The organism is Streptomyces sp. NPDC015532 (assembly GCF_043078065.1).
Taxonomy (GTDB): Bacteria; Actinomycetota; Actinomycetes; order Streptomycetales; family Streptomycetaceae; genus Streptomyces.
The window spans coordinates 590,149-610,628 of sequence record NZ_JBIBSY010000002.1 but is presented as its reverse complement, the minus strand read 5'-3'; the positions used below and the strand labels follow the sequence as shown (position 1 = coordinate 610,628).

Genomic DNA, 20,480 nt, shown 5'->3' with positions numbered 1-20,480 from the left:
GTGGCCATTCCGGCCCGCCCCCCCCCCCCCCCCACGTTGGTGGGGCCCGGCCCCCCCGGGGGGCCCCCCCCGGGGGGGGGGGGGCGCCCGCCCCGCGTCTGCCGGAACCGGATCAGCTGGTGTAGAAGGACTCGTAGCCGTAGGAGCCGGTCCACTTGCCGGCGCTGCGGTCGTAGGTGCGAGCCGTCAGGAGGACCAGGCCCTCCTCGTAGAAGTCCTTGTTGCACACGACCCAGGTGCCGGCGCCCTCCGAGTTCACACACTGGCCGGACCGGTAGACGCTGTTGTCGTTCCAGTGCTTCCAGTTCTGCCAGTCGGCGACCGCGGAGGCGCTGTCGGCGTCGCCGTCGTAGACGTAGATCTTGTCGCCGTTCGGATCGAAGCAGACCCTGGCCTTGTCGATGTCACCCACGCAGCTGGCAGCGCTGCTCGGGCCGCTCGTCCTGGTCCCCAGCTGAAAGGAGTCGGCGGCGGCGGCCGGACTGGCGCCGGACAGCGCAAGCGCGAGCGCGCCGACGAAGGCGGCACCGGCGGTCATGGTGGTGCGGATGCGGATCATGTGTTTCCTCCCCTAGCACAGTGCGTGCGACAGCCGCCCGCACGCCGCGGAGCGGGCACGAGGGGCGATCGTTCCCCCAGGAGCGGGGCCGGTGCTGCGGCGCGGCGTCTGAGGGATTGCTTGATCACGGTACGGAAAGCCCACTCGCAACACAAGGCACAACTACCCCAAGAGTCAACCCACTTGCTCGTCAGGCGGACCCTGTGACTGAGGTTGATGCGGCGGGTCTTGCCGTGCGGCTGGCCCCAGGAGGGACGGAATTTCCTTTCGTCGGCGAGGCGCATGATTCCGACCGTGTACGTGGTGAGCTCCGTGAGATTCTTTGCGGCTTCGGGTGAGCCGGAGTTTGGTTCAGTCCCTGCTACTGCGACGGCTGTCCGGGCGGCGTAGAAGTGGGAACGGCGGAGCGGCTGAGGGCGCCGACGGGGCAGTTGCACAAGGCGTCGTGGATGACTCCTCCCTGGGGCAGGTCCTCGGGGCTGGTGGTAGCTCGGGCCTGGCCGAGGTCGTCTCGGGGGCGGGTGCCCGCGCACACTTCGGCTTCAACAGGGCGAAGATCCGGGTTCCCAGGCCGCTCGGCAGGCCACGAAGGACGCCCGACGCCCGACGTGGTCCTGGCCGGCAAGGCGTACTCGTCCCGCGCGATTCGCCATCATCTGCGTCGCCGTGGGATCCGGGCGGTGATCCCGCAGCCGGCCGACCAGACCGCGAATCGCAAGCGGCCCGGTAGCCGTGGCGGACGGCCTCCGGTTCTTGACCGCGCGGCCTACAGACAGCGGAACACCGTCGAGCGATGCATCAACAAGATCAAGCAACGGCGTTGGGCATCTCCTTGAGCCGGTCCCTGCCCTCCATCGAACCTTCCGCTGCCGACGATCTGCGGCCGGGCCGCACGCAGTGCCGCGGAGGGGATCGGAGGGGCAGGATTGCGGCCCGCCCCGATGACGAGGGAGGCGCCGAACTCCTTGGCGACCGGGATGGGCATGCGGCCCGCGTTGCCGATCGCCCAATGACGTTCTTCTTGCCGTTCCGAAACCATCCTCGCGGATCGAAGTCTCGCGGCCTGGCGCGAGGGGAGCGGGGATTTTGGTCTCGAGGGGGGTACTCGGCGTCCATGAGCACCGAAAAGGAGACCGTGCTGGCGGCCACTTCCTACGGCGGCGCATTGTGGCTGATGGTGGCCGGCATCGCTGTCGTCGTCGTTCTGGTTGTCGCGTTTTTTATCGGTACCCGGCGTTCCGCCCGGCGCCGTTCAATGAATCCGTCCCAGGCCGCACAGGCGCGTCGTGACCTGGCGGATCCCCCACGCCGTGGCGACGGGTGGAGCACTCCCGACGACGACCCGGAGCAGGGACATCCTCACCGCTGACGGCACAGCTTTCACGCCGTGCCGCGCAGTCCAGTAGGTCCTGTCCCCGCCTTCGTGATGTCGCCCCGGGCCGGCCGGAGGGGGAGTTCAGCTTTCTGCGTGTTCGACGGCGTCCTCGGTGCCGTGCAGGGTTTCGCGCAGGCCGTCGTCGATCTGGCTGCCTTAAAGGATTCAAAGCAGCCCATAGTCGAACTGGGGACTCGTCGCGATGGAGCGTCGCTGACATGTTGATGAAGTTCCTCTAGGGATTTCCGTCCGGGCTGCTTGCGCCTATTCATGCGTTCCGCGGAAGAGGGGATGGCCGGAGGCGTCGTGCTGGAGGGCCATGGTTCCTGGCATCACGGGTCGCCTCCGGCCGTGAATCTTCCAGCTACCCGGAAACGGAAAATTCACGCACATAAAAGACATGGGTGGGGGCCGACGTCGTTGCGTCGGCCCCCACCCATGTCTGTGATGCTCTCTGACTGTCTACCAGCGGTACCAGCGACCGCGCTTGCCGCCGCTTGCTGTCGGGCGGATCACGAAACCGAGGACCCACACGATCAGCACGATGACGGCGATCCACCAGAGCGCCTTGAGTGCGAAACCGGCACCGAAGAGGATCAGGGCGAGCAGAAGAACAAGAAGAATAGGAATCATAGTTATCAACCTCCGGACCTTCGTGTGCCCGGCAGATCGATCTCCATTCCTGTCAGTCCGGAGAATTCTCCAGACGGTCCACTCAAGTGAAATCCTGGCGGCGTTCGGGTTGGTTTGAGGATGCAATACGGGGCGACATGGAGGGCGTACGTCAGTTCCGAGTGAGGCAGAGGTGAGTGATTGTGGCTGCGGACGAGAAGGCTCAGGCCAAGGGTGAGCAGGCCGAGGGCAAGGTCAAGAAGGTCGTCGGCGGTGCGGTGGGCAACGAGTCCATGAAGGCCGAGGGCCAGGCCAAGGAGTCCCAGGGTGACTTGCGCGCGGCCAAGGAGAAGGCCAAGGACGCTGTCCGGCCCAAGTAGGCCCTCAGCGCCACTGATCCCGGCAGCCGGTGGGCTGCCGGGATCTTCGGCTGTCCGGGAGGTGGGTCAGGTGGCCCGTACGAGCTGGGCCCGTCCGAACAGCAGGGCATAACCGTCGGGGAGCTGCCCGATGGTCCGGTCGGTCAGGTCTTCGCCGACGAGACGGGCGACGACACCGAGGACCGATCCGACGTCCCAGCGGGTCGTCGCCGGCGTACCGCCGACTCGCTCGGCGAGGTCCTTCACGAAGCCCCAGCCCGTCAAAGGCCTGTTGGTCGGGGGCCGCGAGGTGAGGATGGCGGCTGCCTCCTGGGGGAGTCGGGCGGCCAATTCCATCCGTTCAACGCCTGCCAGCTGACGGCCAAGGGCTTCCAGTACCCGGCGTACGACGGTCTCTGCCTGGGCGCGGGTGGGATAGGCGCCTTCGTAGCGCACCCTCTCCAGCATCTGCTCGAAGGTGACAGCCGCCGTCGGGGCAGGAGGCGCGGGGGGAGAGAGAAGAGTCATGAGCGCGTCGACTTCCTTGCGTGACCTTCTTTGTGGGAGACCGGCCGGCTATTCCGTGTGAACCGTGGTCCTCGCGGAGTCGGTCGTCCGGCGTGGGGGGTAAGTGCCGTGACGCCGGGGCCCAGGCGTATGGAGGCAGACCGCCCGGGTCCCCGGCCGAAGCACGTTCAGCGGCTCAGCTGTCGAGTGCCTTGCGGTCGCTCGTGGCATTGACGCTGATCTTGCGGGGCTTGGCCCGCTCGGCGATCGGGATGCGCAGGGTGAGGACGCCGGCTTCGTAGTCGGCGGAGATCTGCTCGGTGTCGAGGGTGTCGGCCAGGACGAGCTGGCGGGAGAAGACACCCAGAGGCCGTTCGGACAGTTCCGTCTGGGCACTCTCGGACCGCGGGAGGGGGCGGCGTTCCGCCTTGACGGTGAGCATGTTCCGCTCGACGTCGATGTCGAGGGCGTCAGGGTCGATGCCCGGCAGGTCGAAGGCGATGACGTACTGGTCGCCGTCTCGGTAGGCGTCCATCGGCATCGCGGAGGGACGGGACCACGTTCCCGGACCCATCAGGTGCTGGGCGAGGCGGTCGAGTTCACGGAACGGGTCGGTGCGCATCAACACGGGATACACCTCCAGATGAGTTCAGCAGTTGCTGTGCGCTTCACCTGACACCGTTGTAGCATGTCATCCGAACGACGACAAGTTGAGCGTCATCCAGGCGATGACGATGCTGGAGAGGAGGGATGATGGGCGACGACAGTTCGGAATCCGCATCGTTTGCGGCGGCGGCCATGGCGCTCGATGCGCTCACACAGGCACTTCAGGCCGCTCAGGAGGCCAGGGCCGATGCACCGGATGACCCTCGAGGCGCCATGGAGGCCCTGCTCCTGCTGCGCGAGGTACGAGAACGGTTGGCCGGCTGGGAGCCGGGACTGATCGAAGCAGCCCGAGGCGCCGGCGCCAGTTGGGCTGATCTGGCCCACCCGCTCGGCGTGTCCAGCCGTCAGGCCGCGGAGCGGCGATATCTGCGCGTGCGTCCCGGTGAAGCGGGTGCCACCAAGGAACAGCGTGTGCAGGCCACCCGCGGCCGGCGCGCCGCGGATCGCTCCGTGGCGGCCTGGGCCCAGGACAACGCCGCCGCACTCCGCCAGCTCGCCGGGACCATTGCCGGCCTGACGGACCTCCCCGGCGCCGCGACCGACGCGATCACCGCTCTCCACGCGGCCCTCGGTGACAGCGACCCGGTCCAACTTCTCGGCCCCCTCTCCGATGCTGGCCCCCACCTGCGCGCCGATCATCCGGACCTGGCCGACCGCGTTACCGACGTCGGCCGCAACACCGACGAGACACGCGAGACCGAAGGACGAAAGCGCTCGTCCTCCGTTTCGTGACCATGGCGGGCCCACACCGCTCAGCAGAGGCTTTTTGGCGCAGAGGGGCCAGGAAGAGAACTAGGGCGGGCGACGGTCAGGTCTGACCCTTGCGGTCGCGCTGGTTCAGTCGGTTCCGCAGGTGGGACAGGACGCCCGTGCGCTGACGGCGCAGAGCGGCTCCGGCGGCGTTGGCGCCGGGGGCGCCATGAACTCCTCCTCCTGGGTGCGCGGAGGCGGATGCGAGGTACAGGCCGGGTACAGGTGTCTCCGGGCGGCCGGTGCCGGGCGTGGGGCGGAAGACCAGCTGCTGGTGCAGGGCGGTGGTGCCGCCGTTGATGGCGCCCCCGTGAAGATTGGCGTTCATGCTTTCCAGCGTGGGCGGAGCGAGGATGCGGCGGGCCCTGATGAGGCCGCGGAAACCGGGGGCATAGCGCTCCACCTGTGCCTCGACACGATCTGCCATCGCTTCCTGCTCGCCGGCATCCCACGAACCCGTGAGCCCCTCGGTGCCGGCATCACCTCGAACGTGGAATGGCACGTGTGAGTAGGCCCAGGCAGATTCGGTGCCCTTGGGCGAGCGGCTTGGGTCGGTGGTGGTCATCTGGCCGAAGAGGGCGAAGGGTTCGTCGGGGATGCGGCCCATGGCGATCTGTGCGGCGAAGCGGGTGAGGCCGTCCACTCCGTCCGCGAGGTGCACGGTTCCCGCCTGCGCGGCCTCCGGACACGTCCAGGGCACCGGGCTGTTCAGCGCCCAGTCGACCTTGAACGTGGCGAAGTCCCACTGGAACCGCTTCAGGTCGGTGAGCAGTTGCCCGGGCAGCTGCCGTTCGGCGACCAGAGAACCGTAAAGCGCGGGCGCGGACACATCGGCCAGGACCGCCTTGCGGGCCGGCACCGCCTCGCCACCCGCGGTACGGACGCCGACGGCGCGACCGCCGCGGACGACGACCTCGGTGACCTGTTCCCCGCAGCGGACAGTCCCGCCGCGTCGCGTCAGTCGGCCGACGAGGGCGGCAGTGAGTGCTCCGGAGCCGCCGGTGGGAACGGGGAACCCGTAGGTCTGGCCGAGCATGGACATGAGCCAGCCGAAGCCGCCGCTGCCGGCCGCCTCCGGCGCAAGGTCGGCGTGCAGGGCGTTTCCCGCGAGAAGAAGACGGCCACCCTCGCCGCGAAACTCTTCCTCTCCCAGGCGCCGCACCGGGAGCATCAACGTTCGGGCCATGCGCAGGCCCCCCGCCGCGCGCAGCCGGAAGGCCAGCCGGGCCCCCGCGCGGATGGGCGGGAACGGCGTGAAGAGAGCGTCCAGGATCTCGCTCCGCAGCGTGTCCCAGACTTTCTGCAGCTCCTTCCACGCGGCCCCGTCCCCGGGCGCGAACGCTTCGAGGCTCGCGGCCGTTTCCTCCAGGTCACGGCTGAGGACGGCGCAGCGGCCGTCCCTCAAAGGGTGGGCGAGCACCATAGGGGCGTGGCTCCATCTCAGCCCTTCCCGCTCCAGCCGCAGGCCGGCCAGGACCGGCGAGGCGGCAGCGAGGGGGTAGAAGGCGCTGAAGAGGTCGTTGGTGAACTCGGGGTCGACCCCTCGATCGTGCCGGACCGCTCCTCCAGGCTCGGCCTGAGCCTCCAGGACGTCGACGCTCCAGCCCGCGTCGGCCAGGAGGTTCGCGGCGACCAGCCCGTTGGGGCCCGCTCCGATCACTACGGCGTCCGGCATCGCACGCTCCCGTGCTCGGTCGTTTGCCGCGCCCGGCGCAGCGGCTGACTCCGGACATCTGGCCCCTCAGGCCCTGAGCGGTCCCCGGCCCCTCGGGAGGACCGAGGCCGGAGTTTCATCGCCTTCGCACAAGCGGGCGAGGCGGCCCAACATGGCGCGGTTCCGGACCTGCTGAGCCACGTCCAGAAGGGCATTGTGCAGGGAGCCTCCCACGCCTCGCAGGGGGTGCTCATCGAGGATGATCAGGGTGTGCTCACCCCAGGGCCGCAGTTCCATCGCGATCCTCGCGGTTCCCAACGGCCCGCTGTCGGCCTCCAGCTCAAGGACACTGATTGGTTCGCTACGGCGCACGATGGTCCGGTTGTGCACGGTGAGCGGCCCGATCTTGATTTCGTAGCGCAGGGCCGCCCCCAGTTCGGGCCACCGCCCTTCGTCCAGCTCGGCCCGTGAAGGGCCCACGACCCAGTCCCCGTACCGTTCGACGTCGGACAGGACCTCCCACACCTGCTGGGGAGACTTCCTGATCAGCCGGTGGCGTACGGCCATACGTTCCTCCGCCGTGGAAACAGTGGGTGTCCCTCGCTGAGTTCCCACGCTAGGCCCACGCACACGCACCCGCGAGGGCACAGCAATTCGGGCCCTGGACAGACTGCGCGAGCGCACGCCCCGATGGCCCGGGGCGTCCTGACGGAAATCCGCCCCGCTGTTCCGACACGTGCGAGGGGCCATGTCTGTTGCGAATCCCCTGAGCGGACCAGCCGCGGCGCTCCGCAGCCCTCTTTCCCGGGGGAACAGCAGGTGCGGCAGCACTCGGGAGGTCCGCCAAAAGCGGCGGCTCCGTCCTCCGGCGGTGGGAGGGCGGAGCCGCTTCGCAGGGGGGAGGTGGTCAGGCGTGACGGCGGTTTCCGGTGAAGACCCGGTACAAGGCCAGGAGGATGAGCGAGCCGATGATGGCGGCGATCCAGGTGGAGAGGTCGAAGAAACCGTCGATGGAGTCGACACCGAAGATGACCTTGCCGAGCCAGCCGCCGAGGAGGCCCCCCGCGATACCGATGAGCATCGTGATGATGATGCCGCCCGGGTCCCTGCCGGGCATGAGGGCCTTGGCGATGATGCCCGCGAGCAGACCGATGAGTATCCAGGCGATGATGCCCATGATGTGTCTCCTACCTGGTGGAATAAAGTCTGTGTCAGAAGAACCGTGTGTTCTGTTTCGACGATTTCAAACCCCGGGGGCGGGGTCGCGGTCCTGGAGACGAGGCACTCCGAATGCGTAAGCCGACTGCCGGCACCGGCAGTTGGCACCCGCCGCACGGCGGTTCAAGGCCCGTGGGCGTGCAGGGAACCCACCACCTCGACCTGCCGTTCCGCCTGGCGCGGCAGTTCTTCCGACTGGCGGGAGTCGAGGCGCGGGGTCACTTGGGGATGCGGCGAGCAGCAGCGTCACAGCAGCGCGTTGTCGGTCACTCCCATCCGCATCTTCTTTCCCGTTGGGACGGGCTCCTGGAGCGGCCTGGGCCGGTCGTGCAGCTGCTTGCACACCCCGTTGCGCACCAGCTGCACGACGCCGAGCGCGGCAAGCCCCGAGACTGCGCGGGCCTGTTCTGGACCGCGCCCGCCCCGATCTCCGGGAAGCTCCGGGAAGCGGATGGGGCCGCGGTCGGCACTCGGCCGTGACCAGGGGCGAACGCACGGAGAGCTCCTGGGCAGGCTGCGCGCTTGTTGTCGATGAACGACGATGGAGGTACAGGGGCTGGCCGGTCCTGCGGTGTCCGCCCCTCAGGGCGCATACCGCCGTGGTGCGCCGAGGACTGCGCGCGGAGGGAGTTCGCCGTGGACTCGTCTGCCGCCCCGGGCCCGCCAGAGCATGGCAGGCACAAGCTGCACGGCCCTTCGGGCCATGTCGAACGAGCGGAGGACGGGCCGCTGCAGCACCCTCTGGGGGTGCGAAGCCGTCGCCTGCGCCTGTGCGGAGCGTCCCTGCTTCTCCTCCTGGCTGTTCTGATGGCGCCCATCAGCGTCGTCGCCACCTGGGTGAATTCCGAGGTCACCGACATAGATCGGTATGAGCAGACGGTCTCACCCCTCGCCCGAGACCCCGCTGTCCAGGACCTGATCATCGAGCGTGCCACTGACGGTCTGGTCCACAAGATTGACGTTCGCAAGATCACCGACGCCCTCGCGGACACTCTGGCCGACCGGGATGCACCTCGCGGCCTTGTCGACGCGGCCAGGTCGCTGGATGAAGAGCTCAAGGGCGGGCTGAGGGCCGGCGTGCGCTACACGGTCGCCAAAGTGGTGACGAGTGATGCCTTTGCCAAGGCGTGGGACAACATCCACCGCGGCGCGCACACCGCCGCGACGAACGTTCTCACCGGCGAGGAGGGCGGGGTGCTGGAGGCCAAGGGCGACACCATCTCGCTGAACGTCGGCGCCGTCATCGAAGAACTTCAGAAGCAGCTGATCGGCGTGACCCTTGTCGGGGCGGAAGACATACCCGGGGCGGAAAAGTCGATCGTGCTGGTGCACAACGACCATCTGAGCGAGGCCCGTGATGCTGCCCGCTGGCTCAGCGTCGTCGCCCCGTGGTTGCCCTGGGCCGTGGTGGTGCTCGCGGGCCTGGGCATCTGGGTGGCACCCTCACACCGGGTTGCGCTGATGGCCGCAGGCATCGGTATCGGCGCCATGATGGGTGTCCTGCTCATCGCACTCGCCGTGATCCGCCAGATCTGCCTGGACGCGGTGCCTCCGGCAGCCCAGTCGCAGGACGCGGCAGCAGCCCTCTACGACACCCTGGTGAGGTTCCTCCGGCAATCCATTCTCACCGTGCTCCTCACCGCACTGCTCACCGTGATCACCGGATATCTGTACGGACACGGCCGCGGTGCCGTCGCCATGCGAACAGCAGCCGCCCGAGGCACCCGGACTGCCGGACACGCCCTCGCCCGGACGGGTGTGAAGCCAGGTGCCGTCGGACAGTGGCTGCGCATCCACAGGCCCCTGACCACGGTCGTCGTCATGGCGGTCGGCGCCTTGGTCCTCGTCCTGTGGCACTACCCCACGCCCGCCTCCGTGGCCCTCGTGCTCCTGGTCGTCGTGGTCGTCCTGGCGACCCTGGACGTCCTGGCCGCTGCTGACGCTGCGGAGCAACGCTGATCAGGCGAGGGCGGGTGCTATCCACCCCTGCTGGGTGGCCTGCTGCCGGCTGAGGCAGGCTCGGGTTGTCGTATCACCGGTGGCGTAGGGCCCTATGGCGGGCGGCCACGTTTGCTGACGTGACGGCGGGGCACACGCGAATCAGTGCTTCGGACCGGAGGCGCACGCCGAGCAGGGGATCACCCCGCTGCCGCGATTTCCTCCGGCGAAGCGGATCCCCACCCGGCAAACCCTGGCAACACGCTCTCGCCATGCCCGGGCGATCCGTTCCGCGCACGGCGGGAGCCTGGCGATCGGTTCAGATCAACGAGGAGGCGAGTCGGATGCAGGAGCCGTTGACCTCCGACAACGACCGAAAGGTCGACCCGGACTCCGAGCAGTCGACCACCACGATCATCCCGCGCACCGCTGCCACCGCACACGAGGTGGGGGAGCTCCAAGAGCGACCGAGCAGGCCGCAGAACCTCGTCCCGAACCCGGTGAGAGACCAGGCGGTGGGCATTGTGATGGCGCTCGGACGCCTACCCGCCGACCAGGCGCGGACCGTGCTGACGGAAGTCTCCCAGCGCACCAACGTCACACTGCTCCGCATCGCTGGACTCCTCACCGCCTGGGCGTCCTGCGGCGAACTCAACCTTGGTATCCGCATTGCCCTGGAGGAAGCGATCCGGGCCCAGCGCCGCACTGCCCCTGCCCAGCCGGCCGGTCCAGCGACCGGCTGAGCACGCTGGAACACCGACGAAGTGCGCCGACCAGCCACTGTCCGGCCCGAACCCCTGTGCTCGCGCGGCGCGGTGAAGCAAAAACCCACCTGCGGTGCGGCGTTGTGCTGTCAGGTGACCAGCTGGCGGTTGAGAACGAAAGGGAGGACTGCGGCCAGTGCCCGATCAGGGCCAGCTGCACCCGCAGCGACCGGCGGGCACCGCCCTCCTGCCGCGGCAACTCCACGAACGGCAGGCTGCCGCCCGGGCTACGCAGGAGTCCGTTTCGTCCGCGGCCCTGGGGGCTTCTTGCCGGCGGCTCCCGGTGCCCTCACGGGAGTTCTGGCGGCTTCGTCGCTTCGGCGGCGCGTCGGTGTTCGGCGTTGATGCGCTGGGCTTCTTCGAGCTGGTCTTCGAGGATGATGATGCGGCAGGCGGCCTCGATGGGAGTGCCGTCGTCGACGAGTTCCCGGGCGCGGGCGGCGATGCGCAGCTGGTAGCGGGAGTAGCGGCGGTGGCCGCCGGCGGAGCGCAGCGGGGTGATCAGGCGGGCGTCACCGAGGGCGCGGAGGAAGCCCTGGGTGGTGTTGAGCATGTCGGCGGCCCGGCCCATGGTGTAGGCGGGGTAGTCGTCGTCATCGAGCCGGCTGAGCGAGTCGTCTGCTGTCATTGCACCTCTTCTTGGAACGCGTCGAGGGGCCCTGGTGCCGTACCGGCACCAGGGCCCCGAAGGAACTGCACACCATCTGCCGGCCCTAGAACTTGGCCGGCCTTCTGTTTCCGCGGATCCGACCGTGATGCTGTCGGGTGCGCGGGGATCGCGGTTGCTTGACCGGAGACCACCTCACTATCGATGTCCTGCGGTACCCGGGCTCAGGCATTCCGCCCGGGCGATCCTGATGGCGCGAGATTCCTCCGTTCTTCCCTCTGGTCAACACTTGCTCTTGGGGACTGCGCACTGCTCTGTACTGCGGGTGATGCGTACTGCTGGTGACCTGGGGAAGCGTCACGCTTTCGGCAGCCAGCCCCGTCGCCCGTCGTGCATCTGCTCTGGCTTGGAACCCCACTGCCGAACTTCCCGGCACGCGCGCCCGCAGCCGACGCCATTCACCGGGGAACTACCGACCATCACTGCGGGTACTGCCACTGCGGTCCTGCTCGCGGCGGCCCCTGATCACTGCGGGCCGCCCGGTCCGGTCGTCAGTCCCGTCGCCGTCCTGCAACAACCCTGGCTTCGCAACTCCACCACCGCACCGCGATGCGCACTGCAACTACGTACTGCTGCCAGGCAGTTCATTTCTGCCCGGCCCTGCGGTCTTCCTTGCTACGAGAGAAACCATATCCACGCGATCTCTCAATGTCTACTCTGACCACCATAGATTTTGGCGAGTCCAGTAGTGAGGTAATCAGCTTCGAGCGGCACCGGCGCGCCGCGCTCCGGGCACCCCCTACTCGCCCCCCGAGTCGCCTCATCACCTCCGCACCCCGCAACCGCGCACGGCGGAAGGCAATCGCAATCCGTCAAGGGTTGTAGACACGATGGGGATTGCCGAGGTGCGCATCGAACCCCCTTCGGGCCGAGCTCGCCGGAAGGGGGTTCGTGTCGACGAGAGCGTTTCGGCCCGGAGCGTTTCCCTTCGGGTCAATGGGGATGTTGACCAGGGGCGGGCCGGAGGCTCACGTCAGGGTGTGTACGGGGTGTACGTGATCGACGAGACCTTGAGGTAACGGGCGCCGTCAGCGGTCGCCCAGGTCGAGTCGTTGGGATTGCCCGGCCAGTCCCCGCCCACGGCCGTGTTGACGATGAAGTGCATGCCCGTCCCGGCCGGAGTGGTGTACGCCTTCATGTTCGCGGTGAAGCTGTACGTGCCGTAGCCGTAGAGCTTCTTCGACTCCACACGGCCCGAGTAGTACGTCCCGTCACTGGCCTTGTAGGTCTTGATGATCAGGGTGTCGCCCTCGTACCACACGCAGTTGGGCGTGTAGGTCTCCAGTTCGTTGTTGGGTGTCCACCTCCCGTTGACGGTGTTCCACGAGTTGACCTTCTGCGGCGTGCCCCAGGTGCCCGCGTGGGCCGGCGGCTGACCCAGGAGAAGCAGGGAGAGTGCTGTCAGCGCGACGGCTATCAGTCTTCCCGGCTTCAGAAGTGCGTATGACATCGCGGCTCCATTGCTCGGATGACATGGACCGTGGGAGCGGTTCCACGGCCACTTCAGTTCCGGACTTAGGAGTCCGTTCAATAAGTGACAAGACGCACGGCACAAGATATTCATTGGCTTCGTAAGTTGAACGCAGGGTGGGCCGTGAACGCGCAGGTCGTGAGGCTCGCCGGAGGCCACTGAGGCGAGGGAATCCGGGGCTGGCGCTCGGCCTGCGGGTCAGTGTTCTCCAGCCACAGGAATCCGGAGGTACAAGCGGCAGTCGGCGTTGGACGAGCAGCTCGACGTGCAGCGCCCCTCGCTTTCGCGCAAGATGAATGCGTGATGAGTGCACAGTCGTCAGCAGCAGTCTGCCGCTGAGTCCACCGCACCTGTATCGAGGGTCTCCCGGAGTCGCCACCACCGCGCCGTGCGGTACAGCCGCCTGCGCCGGTGGGCCGACATCGCACTTCCTCGGGCTCCCAAGTCATGCGGGAGGTGTCATGTTCCATCGGTACGGACGCCCCCGGACCGCCCCGAAGAGGCAGCACCCACAGCGCACCTCTCCTGCGGCCGTCGGACCCGACACCGCTGCGACGGACAGCGGGAACCCGGCCGGGCCGGCCGAGAAGGGCTCGTTGTGGGTCTTCGCCGGTCAGGGAGCGCAACAGCCCCACATGGGTACGGGCCTCTCGGCCGCACCCGAACTGTTCGAGCGGGTGCGCACAGCGGTCGGGCTCGACCTCGACCGCCCGTGCGTCCTCGACCAGACCCCCCGCTGGGACCAGCCGGTCGTGCAGGCGGCGATCCTCACCATCGCCACCGCGTCGGCCCAGGTCTGCCGTGTCCGAGGCGCGCGGCCGGACGCCGTGCTCGGGCACAGCTTCGGCGAGTACGCCGCCCTGGTCATGGCCGGGTCCCTCTCGTTCGACGACGCCGTCCGCCTCGCCGTGGCCCGTGGACAGGCCATGGCAGAGCTCGCCGACGGCTCGACCGCCATGGCAGCCGTCATCGGGGCGACGAACGAGGCTGTGGCCGAGGTCTGCGAGGAACTGCGGCGCGGCGGTGCGTCCGTCTATGTCGCGGCGTACAACAGCCCTGGCCAGGCCGTGCTCGCCGGCACCGGCGAGGGCCTGGCGCTCGCGGCGCGAAGGCTGCGCGAGGCCGGTGCCACGCGCACGCGGACGCTCTCCGTTCCGTTCGCCGCGCACTCGCCGTACATGAAGGCCGTTCAGGAACGACTGGGCCAGGCGCTGGAGGGCGTACCCATCGACCCGCCCGGCGTCCCCTACTACTCCAGCGTGACGGGCCGTCGGGTCAGCCGACCCGACGAACTGCGTGAACTGCTGGTGCGCTCCGTGGCCGAGCCTGTGCGCTTTCGCCAGGCGATCGCGACGGCGTTGTCCGAGGACTACGACAGCGTGCTCGAGGTGGGATCGGACCGGCCACCAAGACTCCTCGGATTCATCAGCGAGATCTGCCGGTGTGACCTGCCGGAGCGGCCCGCCCCGCGTCTGGGCGCCATAGCGGCCGACTCCGATGCTCCCGACGGAAGACCGTTCGTCCCCGCGGGCCTGTCAGCGGGGCGATGTTGAGGGGACGGCAGGCGTTCGTCCGACCGCTTCCCCACGGGCGGGGTGGCGGAAGGCGACATGAGAGCTGGGAGGAAGCCGTGGCCGACACATCAGGCTCTGAAGCAGTCTTCAACCAGGTGGTGGACGTACTGGTCGACGAGTTGGGGGTTCCCCGTTCGAAGATCACCCCCGAGTCGCATGTGTTCAGGGACCTCGGGCTCGACTCGCTCGACCTCATGACCGCGGTCACCCTGTTCGAAGGACGCTTCGGCGTCACGATCCTCGACGAGGACATCGGGCACATGGTGATCGTCAAGGACGCGGCCGATGTGGTCCTGAGCAAGGTCAGAGCATGAGACGCGTCGCGGTCACGGGGATTGGGCCGGTGACATCGGTGGGAATCGGCCGGGAGGCACTCTGGGCGTCCATGGTCGCCGGCCGGTCCGGGATAGGGCGGCTCACGCGCTTCGACGCTTCGGCACTTCCCTCGCGCATCGCCGGACAGATCGACGACTTCGACGTCTCGGAACACCTGCCCCGGCAGAAGTCCCGCAAGGCCGAACGCTTCACCCACCTCGCCTTCGAGGCCGCTCGCCTGGCGCTCGACGACGCTGATCTGCGCGTCCGCGAGCTGGAGCCGAGGCGGGTCGGTGTGGTGATCGGCAGTGCCTACGGCGGTACCTCGCGCCTGGAGACCGAGATCGCGCTGCTGGTGTCCAAAGGCGCCGGGGGAGTGCCGCCGGAGATCAACATCTCGTGCGCGGCCAGCTCCGCGGCCGCCTTCGTCTCGATGGAGTTCGGCTTTCTCGGCCCGGTCGAGTGCCTGGCCGCGGCCTGCGCCTCGGGCGCCCATGCGATCGGCCGCGGCACCGACCTCGTCATGTCCGGACGAGCGGATGTGGTGCTGGCCGGTGGGACGGACGCGGCGCTGACGCCTCTTTCCATGGGGGCCTTCTGTTCCGCCCGCGCACTGTCCCGACGCAACGACGCGCCGACGGCCGCGTCCCGCCCTTTCGAACGTACCCGCGACGGCTTCGTGTTCAGCGAGGGATCCGTCGTCCTGGTACTGGAAGATCTCGTGTCCGCCTCCGCCCGGGGAGCGCCGGTGCTCGCCGAGATACTCGGGTACGCCCATTCCCTGGACGGTCACAGCCTCATCGCCCCGCATCCGTACGGAGAGGGCGCCGTCCGGTCGATGGAATCCGCCATGGCGGACGCGGGAGTGGCCCCGGCCGATGTCGGCTATGTGAATGCCCACGCGGCCTCAACGCCCATCGGTGACCTTGCCGAGGCTCGTGCGATCAGAAGCGTGTTCGGTCGCGTTCCGCCTCCCGTCTCCTCCACGAAGTCGATGACGGGCCACCTTCTGGGTGCTGCCGGGGCCCTCGAAGCGGCGGTCACCGCCTTGGCCCTTCACTCGAAGCAGCTACCGCCGACCATCAACGTCGACGAACTCGATCCGCAGTGTGAACTCGACGTCATCCCCCATCAGGCGCGTGCCGCGACGGTGGACGTCGCCCTCTCGAATTCGTTCGGGCTCGGCGGCCTGATGTCGACGCTCGTCCTGGCCAGATATTGATGAACCACTTCCGAAGGAGAATCGGATGACCTGGGAAAAGAGCCGCTTCGGGCCGAGTGCCTTGGTGATCGAACTCAACGATCTGACCCGTCGCATCGCGGCCGGGGAGGATCCGCAGGGGCTGGACGACCTCGTCGCCATGGTCGAAGAGCGCTTCCAGCTGACGGAGGGCCAGCAGACCGGTGTCAGGGACCTCGCGTCGCAGGCCGACCAGATCTCCCGCCTCAAGGAGCTGGTCCTGGATGCGGCCCGAAGCGACGGAGCCTCTCAGTTCGTGGTGGTGCAGCGACCGAACGGCGCCAACGGCCGGTTCGTGCACGAACTGAGGCGGGAGACGCTCGCGAAGGGCATCGCTCCGGCCGCCGACGAGGAATCAGGCGTACTGAGGGCCACCGTGGGCATCGCCCACTGTGACGCCGACTGCCGCAACTGGGGCTGGGGTTCGGCCAAGACCAAGGAGGCTTGAGCCGCGAAGGAGACGTGGCCCGGGGCCGCGTCAGGCGTACAGGTACTCATGGGTCCAGTAGCTGCTGGCCGTGAACTCCCGTCCGCACCGATGGCACGGCGCCGTGCGCCCTTCGTCGGCGAACTCGAACACGTTGTACACGCCGATCACGGTGTCGCGCAGGAGTTGCTCGTCGTGCACCTTGCGGCCGACGGCGTGCGCGACGATGTCCAACGCGGTCGGTGTCCGGCCACAGGGGCAGCGTGACTCGCCGGAGGCGGGGACGAGGGAGAAGTCGGCGATGGAATCGAGGGGAAGCCGCAGCAGGCCCTCGATGTAGCGGAGTTCCACGCCGGGGGTTGTGACGACAGGTCCTTCGTCGGGGACGAGCGCGATGGCCTTCCGCATCTCGGCGTCGTCGAGCTTGATGCCGGCCCGTGCGCCGCTCCTGCGGTACTGGGCTTTCAACTGCTCAAGGGTTGTCGCTTCCATCGTTCCAGCTAAGAGGGAAGGCGCTACGGGATTGCTGTGCGGCACGCCGAGGCTCAAGGAGCGGCGCCGGGATTCACACGTCTGGCTCGTGGAGCCGGCCCCCACGGTGGCGCCACGGCGGCCCCACGACGTCCACTGCCCAGGGCTGCCACCACCCGGGGCTGGGAGTCACCGCCTCGTCGACTTCACGGCAGGTGCCGACGAAATTCCGGCATGGCGACGTCGCGGCAGCCGTCGCCGTTGAAGTCGTCCGACCGCTCGGCGGTGCGACCCTGGGTCCGCCCGGCGCCCCGCCGTCGCACCGGTGCCGCGGCCGAGGAGGGCGGTGTCTCAGCCGTGCTGCCGGCGCACCATCTCGTTGATCCAGACGGGCGCGAACGGGGAGGTGCAGCCCGGGGGAGTGGGGTAGTCCTTGAGGACTTCCAGGCGCTCCCCGATGCCGATGGCACGGGCGCGCTGCTCTGTGTGCTCGATCCCGATCTGGGCCAGGCAGTGGTTCATCGCCCACTGCAGGCGATCGGGGGCGTCCTTCATGTCCGCCTCGATGGTGTCGAGCAACCCCGGGAGGTCCAGGCCCTCGGGGTTCTTCGCCACGCGTTCGGTGGTCAGTGCCCAGCCGGCACTGGCCACCACCGGATCCGGATCGGCGGCCCAGGCCGGCCGCAGCTCTTCGGCGTGCGGGTTCTTCTTCACCACGTAGTTCACGAGCCAGTCGTGCACCTTGGGGGTGCGGGCCTCGCGCAGCATGGCGTCCAGTTCCGCCCGCCCGAAGGCCTTCGGGCGACAGATCAGGATCGCCAGCAGTCTCGCCGCGCTGTCATCCGTCTCCCAGAGCCGGCGGGCGAGTTCCTGCTGTGTCTTCAGCCGCTTCGCGAGCGCACGGAGTTTGCCGAGGTTCACACCGTGGTCGTCGCCGTGCCTCTCGTTCACCGCGCGTGCCTTGGGGTCATCGAGCCCGGCCAGCTCGGCCATCACCTCGGCCACCGTCGCCTCGGCCACGCTCGGCCTCCCGTCCACACCTGAGGGGTTCAGCCGACGCACACGCCGGCCACCTGGATCGTACGAGATCGGCTCGGTGGGCCACCGGGAGGCGCTGAACCGGATCGGGCCGGGAGCCCGTCAGGGGCGGGCGGGCCCGTGACAAACGGCGGCCGGTGGCTCGTGGATCACCGGGCCACCGGCGGTGAGGAACTCCCCGCAGCGACGGCGGGACAGGGGACCTGTCAGGCGTCCTTGATCGCGGAGATCTCGAACTCCAGCTGGATCTTCTCGCTCACCAGGACACCGCCGGTCTCCAGCGCGGCGTTCCAGATGACGCCGTAGTCCTTACGGTTGATGGTGACCGAACCTTCCAGGCCGACGCGGATGTTGCCGAACGGGTCGGTGGCGGTGCCCTCATAGGTGAAGGGGATGGTCACCGGCTTGGTGACGTCCTTGATGGTGAGATTCCCGGTGACGTCGAAAGTGCTGTCGCCGCTGCGGTGCACGGCCGTGGAGACGAACGTGATCTGCGGATACTCGTCCATGTTGAGGAAGTCGTTGCTGCGCAGGTGCTTGTCGCGATCGGCGTTGCGGGTGTCCACGCTCTTGGCCTCGATGGTCACCGTGCCGCTCGACTTCGACGGGTCGGCGCCGTCGAAGAACGCGCTGCCCTCGAACTCGCTGAAGGCGCCGCGGACCTTGGTGACCATCGCGTGCCGGGCCACGAAGCCGACCCGGCTGTGCGAGGCGTCGATGGTGTAGTGCCCGGTCAGGGGAGTCAGGTCGGTGGGGAACGCGGTCATCGCGGGGGCTCCTCGGGTCAGCGCGCCGTGAAGGAAGATACGTGCGGCGAAGGACGATAACGGACATGCGCAACCTATCGGTCAAGCCGCGCACCCGCCCGCCACCACGGCGTGACGCGGCCGCCTCGGGTCTGTCGCACGTCGGCACACTCGTTCGGAACCGGCACCGCCGGCCGCGGTGATCGACCGACCGGATGAAGTTCTCCCCCATGCTGTCGGCGCGGCGCCGAACAGGGGAAACGTACGCGGTCCGTGTTCCTACGATGCCGCAGGAGCTCCCCGGCGAGCAGGCCCGGGCGAGTCGGCCCCGCGCGATGCGGGATTCCTCGACTCGGCTTCTTCGACTCCAGAAATGGCGGAACGCATGAGACCGATGTTCTGTGGCCGGCTCCGGACCTGGGCCGGTGCCGGTGCGACACTCGCTCTGCTGGCGGGAGCGGCAGCGGCCGGCCCCCCGGCGGCGGCGCACGACGACGACCTCGGGCCCGCGATCGAGGCGATCATGCACAAGCCCCCTTACGAGCACGCGCAGTGGGGCGTGCTGGAGACGGACCCGGAGACCGGCCGGGTGATCCACTCCCAGTTCCCGAACCAGTTCTTCGTCCCCGGCTCGACGGTCAAGCTGGTCACCATCTCGACCGCCTGGCACACCCTCGGCCCGAACCACCGATTCACCACCCCCGTGATGGCGACCGGCACCCGCACCGGGTCGACGCTGCACGGGAACCTGGCGCTGGTCGCCCAGGGCGACCTGACCATGGGCGGGCGCACCAAGCCCGACGGGTCGGTCGACTACACCGACATCGACCACACCGAGGCCGCGATCCCCGGCGCGACCCTCACCCCGGAGAACCCGCTCGCCGGCATCAACAAGATCGCCCGGCAGATCCGCGACGCCGGCATCACCAGGGTCGACGGCAACGTCATCATCGACCCCCGTCTGTTCACTCCTCCCGCGTTGAGCCCGCAGCCCACCCCGCTGATCCTCAACGACAACCTGATCGACCTGCTGACGACCCCGACCAGGCCGGGGCAGCCGGCAAAGCTGTTCTGGCGCCCGCAGGTCTCGCCGTACCACGTCACCTCCACGGTCCGGACGGTCTCCAGCGGGGGGACCACCTCCGTCAACGTGACCGCTTCGCCCGACGGCACCCAGATCCACCTCTCCGGCACCATCGCCGCCGGTTCACAGCCGCTGCTGCGGGTCTCCGACATCCAGGACCCCAACGCCTTCGGTCGCACCGCGCTGATCGAGGCTCTGGCCCGTGTCGGCGTCACCGTCACCGCGCCGCCCACCGGCCCCAACCCGCAGAAGGAGTTGCCCGCCTCCTACCGCAACACCCCCCGCGTAGCCGCGTACGTCTCCCCGCCCTACAGCCAGTACGCCAAGCTGATCCTCAAGGTCAGCCACAACCTCGGCGCCAACCTGGCCCTGTGCAACATGGCCGTCGCACGCGGCAGCAAGAACTGCTTCGACGCGTTCCCGATCGAGCACGACTTCCTCACCAACGTCGCGCGGATCGACCCGAAACAGTTCCAGCTCGCCGACGGGCGTGGCGGCGTGCCGGCCGAGCGGGTCACCCCGAACGGTCTCGTCGAGCTCCTCACCTACTGGCTGCACACCCCCGACGCCGAGGCCTTCCGGAGTCTGCTCCCGATCCTCGGGGTCGACGGCTCGAACGGCATCTCCTGCACCACCGACTGCCCGGCCAAGGGCAAGGTCTTCGCCAAGCCCGGCACGATCATCGGTGACGACGAGCTGAACCAGGAGCTCGCGGCCACGGCGCAGAACGAGGCGGGCTATCTGCAGACCGACGACGGCCGCCTGCTGACCTTCTTCGTCGGCGTCAACGGCGCCGCCACCCAGGACATCCAGAGTTTCATCAGCATCTTCAACGACGTGAACCAGATCACCGCGCTCCTCCAGGAGCAGGCTTCGGCGGACGAGGCGCACCGCTAGCACTCCGCCGAAACCGCCGCACGACCGCCGAGCGCACGGGGGTCCCCACCGAACGGAGGGGGCCCCCCGGCGGGCGGCCCCCAGGGTTCCAACCGTGCGGGTGACCGGACACCGGGCCGGCCCAACCGGAACCCCACCGGGGTGACCA

22 protein-coding genes and 1 pseudogene are annotated in these 20,480 nt (G+C 68.5%); 11 read left to right on the top strand and 12 right to left on the bottom strand.

Annotation, left to right across the window (positions count from 1 at the left end):
- Positions 1 to 112: 112 nt before the first annotated feature.
- On the bottom strand, positions 113 to 559 hold the full coding sequence (locus tag ACF07B_RS09300; protein ID WP_392178398.1) for a hypothetical protein: 447 nt from the start codon (positions 557 to 559) through the stop codon (positions 113 to 115).
- Positions 560 to 1,140: 581 nt separating this feature from the next.
- Here ACF07B_RS09300 and ACF07B_RS09295 point away from each other — a divergent pair.
- A pseudogene (locus ACF07B_RS09295) lies at positions 1,141 to 1,380 on the top strand (IS5/IS1182 family transposase); the annotation flags it as partial.
- 293 nt (positions 1,381 to 1,673) lie between these two features.
- Positions 1,674 to 1,928 carry a DUF6479 family protein gene (locus tag ACF07B_RS09290; RefSeq protein WP_392178397.1) on the top strand — a complete coding sequence of 85 codons (255 nt, stop codon included), beginning with the start codon at positions 1,674 to 1,676 and terminating at the stop codon, positions 1,926 to 1,928.
- 468 nt (positions 1,929 to 2,396) lie between these two features.
- Here the strand turns inward: ACF07B_RS09290 and ACF07B_RS09285 are convergent, their stop codons facing one another.
- Positions 2,397 to 2,567 carry a hydrophobic protein gene (locus ACF07B_RS09285; RefSeq protein WP_362403418.1) on the bottom strand — a complete coding sequence of 57 codons (171 nt, stop codon included), beginning with the start codon at positions 2,565 to 2,567 and terminating at the stop codon, positions 2,397 to 2,399.
- Positions 2,568 to 2,749: 182 nt separating this feature from the next.
- On the opposite strand from ACF07B_RS09285, the gene ACF07B_RS09280 reads away from it, so the two are divergent.
- A complete protein-coding gene (locus tag ACF07B_RS09280) occupies positions 2,750 to 2,926 on the top strand; it encodes a CsbD family protein (RefSeq protein ID WP_369483095.1) in 177 nt (58 codons plus the stop codon).
- Between the two features lie 66 nt (positions 2,927 to 2,992).
- On the opposite strand, the gene ACF07B_RS09275 is transcribed toward ACF07B_RS09280, so the two are convergent.
- Together ACF07B_RS09275 and ACF07B_RS09270 are read right to left on the bottom strand one after the other, a co-directional pair.
- The gene (locus ACF07B_RS09275) at positions 2,993 to 3,433 is read right to left on the bottom strand and encodes a DUF2267 domain-containing protein (protein ID WP_392178396.1); all 441 of its coding nucleotides are present in this window, start codon (positions 3,431 to 3,433) and stop codon (positions 2,993 to 2,995) included.
- A gap of 175 nt (positions 3,434 to 3,608) precedes the next feature.
- Positions 3,609 to 4,040 carry an Hsp20/alpha crystallin family protein gene (locus ACF07B_RS09270; protein WP_392178395.1) on the bottom strand — a complete coding sequence of 144 codons (432 nt, stop codon included), beginning with the start codon at positions 4,038 to 4,040 and terminating at the stop codon, positions 3,609 to 3,611.
- A gap of 125 nt (positions 4,041 to 4,165) precedes the next feature.
- Here ACF07B_RS09270 and ACF07B_RS09265 point away from each other — a divergent pair, with 125 nt between their 5' ends.
- Positions 4,166 to 4,810: a type III effector protein gene (locus ACF07B_RS09265; RefSeq protein ID WP_392178394.1), complete on the top strand. Its 645-nt coding sequence runs from the start codon at positions 4,166 to 4,168 to the stop codon at positions 4,808 to 4,810.
- 76 nt (positions 4,811 to 4,886) lie between these two features.
- On the opposite strand, the gene ACF07B_RS09260 is transcribed toward ACF07B_RS09265, so the two are convergent.
- The 3 genes from ACF07B_RS09260 to ACF07B_RS09250 form a co-directional block, all read right to left on the bottom strand.
- Complete coding sequence (locus ACF07B_RS09260) at positions 4,887 to 6,503, bottom strand: phytoene desaturase family protein (protein ID WP_392178393.1); 1,617 nt, start codon at positions 6,501 to 6,503, stop codon at positions 4,887 to 4,889.
- 66 nt (positions 6,504 to 6,569) lie between these two features.
- The gene (locus ACF07B_RS09255; protein WP_392178392.1) at positions 6,570 to 7,049 is read right to left on the bottom strand and encodes an SRPBCC family protein; all 480 of its coding nucleotides are present in this window, start codon (positions 7,047 to 7,049) and stop codon (positions 6,570 to 6,572) included.
- 340 nt (positions 7,050 to 7,389) lie between these two features.
- Positions 7,390 to 7,659, bottom strand: coding sequence for a GlsB/YeaQ/YmgE family stress response membrane protein (locus ACF07B_RS09250; RefSeq protein ID WP_369483101.1), 270 nt, complete (start codon positions 7,657 to 7,659; stop codon positions 7,390 to 7,392).
- Between the two features lie 788 nt (positions 7,660 to 8,447).
- Here ACF07B_RS09250 and ACF07B_RS09245 point away from each other — a divergent pair.
- Positions 8,448 to 9,659 carry a hypothetical protein gene (locus ACF07B_RS09245; RefSeq protein WP_392178391.1) on the top strand — a complete coding sequence of 404 codons (1,212 nt, stop codon included), beginning with the start codon at positions 8,448 to 8,450 and terminating at the stop codon, positions 9,657 to 9,659.
- Between the two features lie 323 nt (positions 9,660 to 9,982).
- A complete protein-coding gene (locus ACF07B_RS09240; protein WP_392178390.1) occupies positions 9,983 to 10,381 on the top strand; it encodes an ANTAR domain-containing protein in 399 nt (132 codons plus the stop codon).
- A 310-nt stretch (positions 10,382 to 10,691) separates the two neighbouring features.
- Here ACF07B_RS09240 and ACF07B_RS09235 read toward each other — a convergent pair whose 3' ends face one another.
- Both ACF07B_RS09235 and ACF07B_RS09230 read right to left on the bottom strand, forming a co-directional pair.
- Positions 10,692 to 11,030: a MerR family transcriptional regulator gene (locus tag ACF07B_RS09235; protein WP_392178389.1), complete on the bottom strand. Its 339-nt coding sequence runs from the start codon at positions 11,028 to 11,030 to the stop codon at positions 10,692 to 10,694.
- 1,012 nt (positions 11,031 to 12,042) lie between these two features.
- Positions 12,043 to 12,519, bottom strand: a complete 477-nt coding sequence (locus tag ACF07B_RS09230; protein WP_392178388.1) for a hypothetical protein — start codon at positions 12,517 to 12,519, stop codon at positions 12,043 to 12,045.
- Between the two features lie 317 nt (positions 12,520 to 12,836).
- Between ACF07B_RS09230 and ACF07B_RS09225 the strand changes: the two genes are divergently transcribed.
- The 4 genes from ACF07B_RS09225 to ACF07B_RS09210 all read left to right on the top strand — a co-directional run bounded on the left by ACF07B_RS09225 (position 12,837) and on the right by ACF07B_RS09210 (position 16,117).
- Positions 12,837 to 14,093 (top strand): ACP S-malonyltransferase, encoded by a 1,257-nt coding sequence (locus ACF07B_RS09225; RefSeq protein WP_392178387.1) that lies wholly within the window; start codon positions 12,837 to 12,839, stop codon positions 14,091 to 14,093.
- Positions 14,094 to 14,170: 77 nt separating this feature from the next.
- Positions 14,171 to 14,428 carry a phosphopantetheine-binding protein gene (locus ACF07B_RS09220; protein WP_369483107.1) on the top strand — a complete coding sequence of 86 codons (258 nt, stop codon included), beginning with the start codon at positions 14,171 to 14,173 and terminating at the stop codon, positions 14,426 to 14,428.
- A gap of 29 nt (positions 14,429 to 14,457) precedes the next feature.
- Positions 14,458 to 15,651: a beta-ketoacyl-[acyl-carrier-protein] synthase family protein gene (locus ACF07B_RS09215; protein ID WP_392178386.1), complete on the top strand. Its 1,194-nt coding sequence runs from the start codon at positions 14,458 to 14,460 to the stop codon at positions 15,649 to 15,651.
- 25 nt (positions 15,652 to 15,676) lie between these two features.
- On the top strand, positions 15,677 to 16,117 hold the full coding sequence (locus ACF07B_RS09210) for a hypothetical protein (RefSeq protein ID WP_392178385.1): 441 nt from the start codon (positions 15,677 to 15,679) through the stop codon (positions 16,115 to 16,117).
- Between the two features lie 30 nt (positions 16,118 to 16,147).
- Here ACF07B_RS09210 and ACF07B_RS09205 read toward each other — a convergent pair whose 3' ends face one another.
- From ACF07B_RS09205 to ACF07B_RS09195, 3 genes are all read right to left on the bottom strand, one after another.
- Positions 16,148 to 16,588, bottom strand: coding sequence for a hypothetical protein (locus ACF07B_RS09205; RefSeq protein WP_392178384.1), 441 nt, complete (start codon positions 16,586 to 16,588; stop codon positions 16,148 to 16,150).
- 330 nt (positions 16,589 to 16,918) lie between these two features.
- Positions 16,919 to 17,560 (bottom strand): DNA alkylation repair protein, encoded by a 642-nt coding sequence (locus ACF07B_RS09200; RefSeq protein WP_392178748.1) that lies wholly within the window; start codon positions 17,558 to 17,560, stop codon positions 16,919 to 16,921.
- Positions 17,561 to 17,811: 251 nt separating this feature from the next.
- Positions 17,812 to 18,372, bottom strand: coding sequence for a YceI family protein (locus ACF07B_RS09195; protein ID WP_384242816.1), 561 nt, complete (start codon positions 18,370 to 18,372; stop codon positions 17,812 to 17,814).
- A 352-nt stretch (positions 18,373 to 18,724) separates the two neighbouring features.
- On the opposite strand from ACF07B_RS09195, the gene dacB reads away from it, so the two are divergent.
- The gene (gene dacB / locus ACF07B_RS09190; RefSeq protein WP_369483112.1) at positions 18,725 to 20,332 is read left to right on the top strand and encodes a D-alanyl-D-alanine carboxypeptidase/D-alanyl-D-alanine-endopeptidase; all 1,608 of its coding nucleotides are present in this window, start codon (positions 18,725 to 18,727) and stop codon (positions 20,330 to 20,332) included.
- Positions 20,333 to 20,480: the final 148 nt, after the last annotated feature.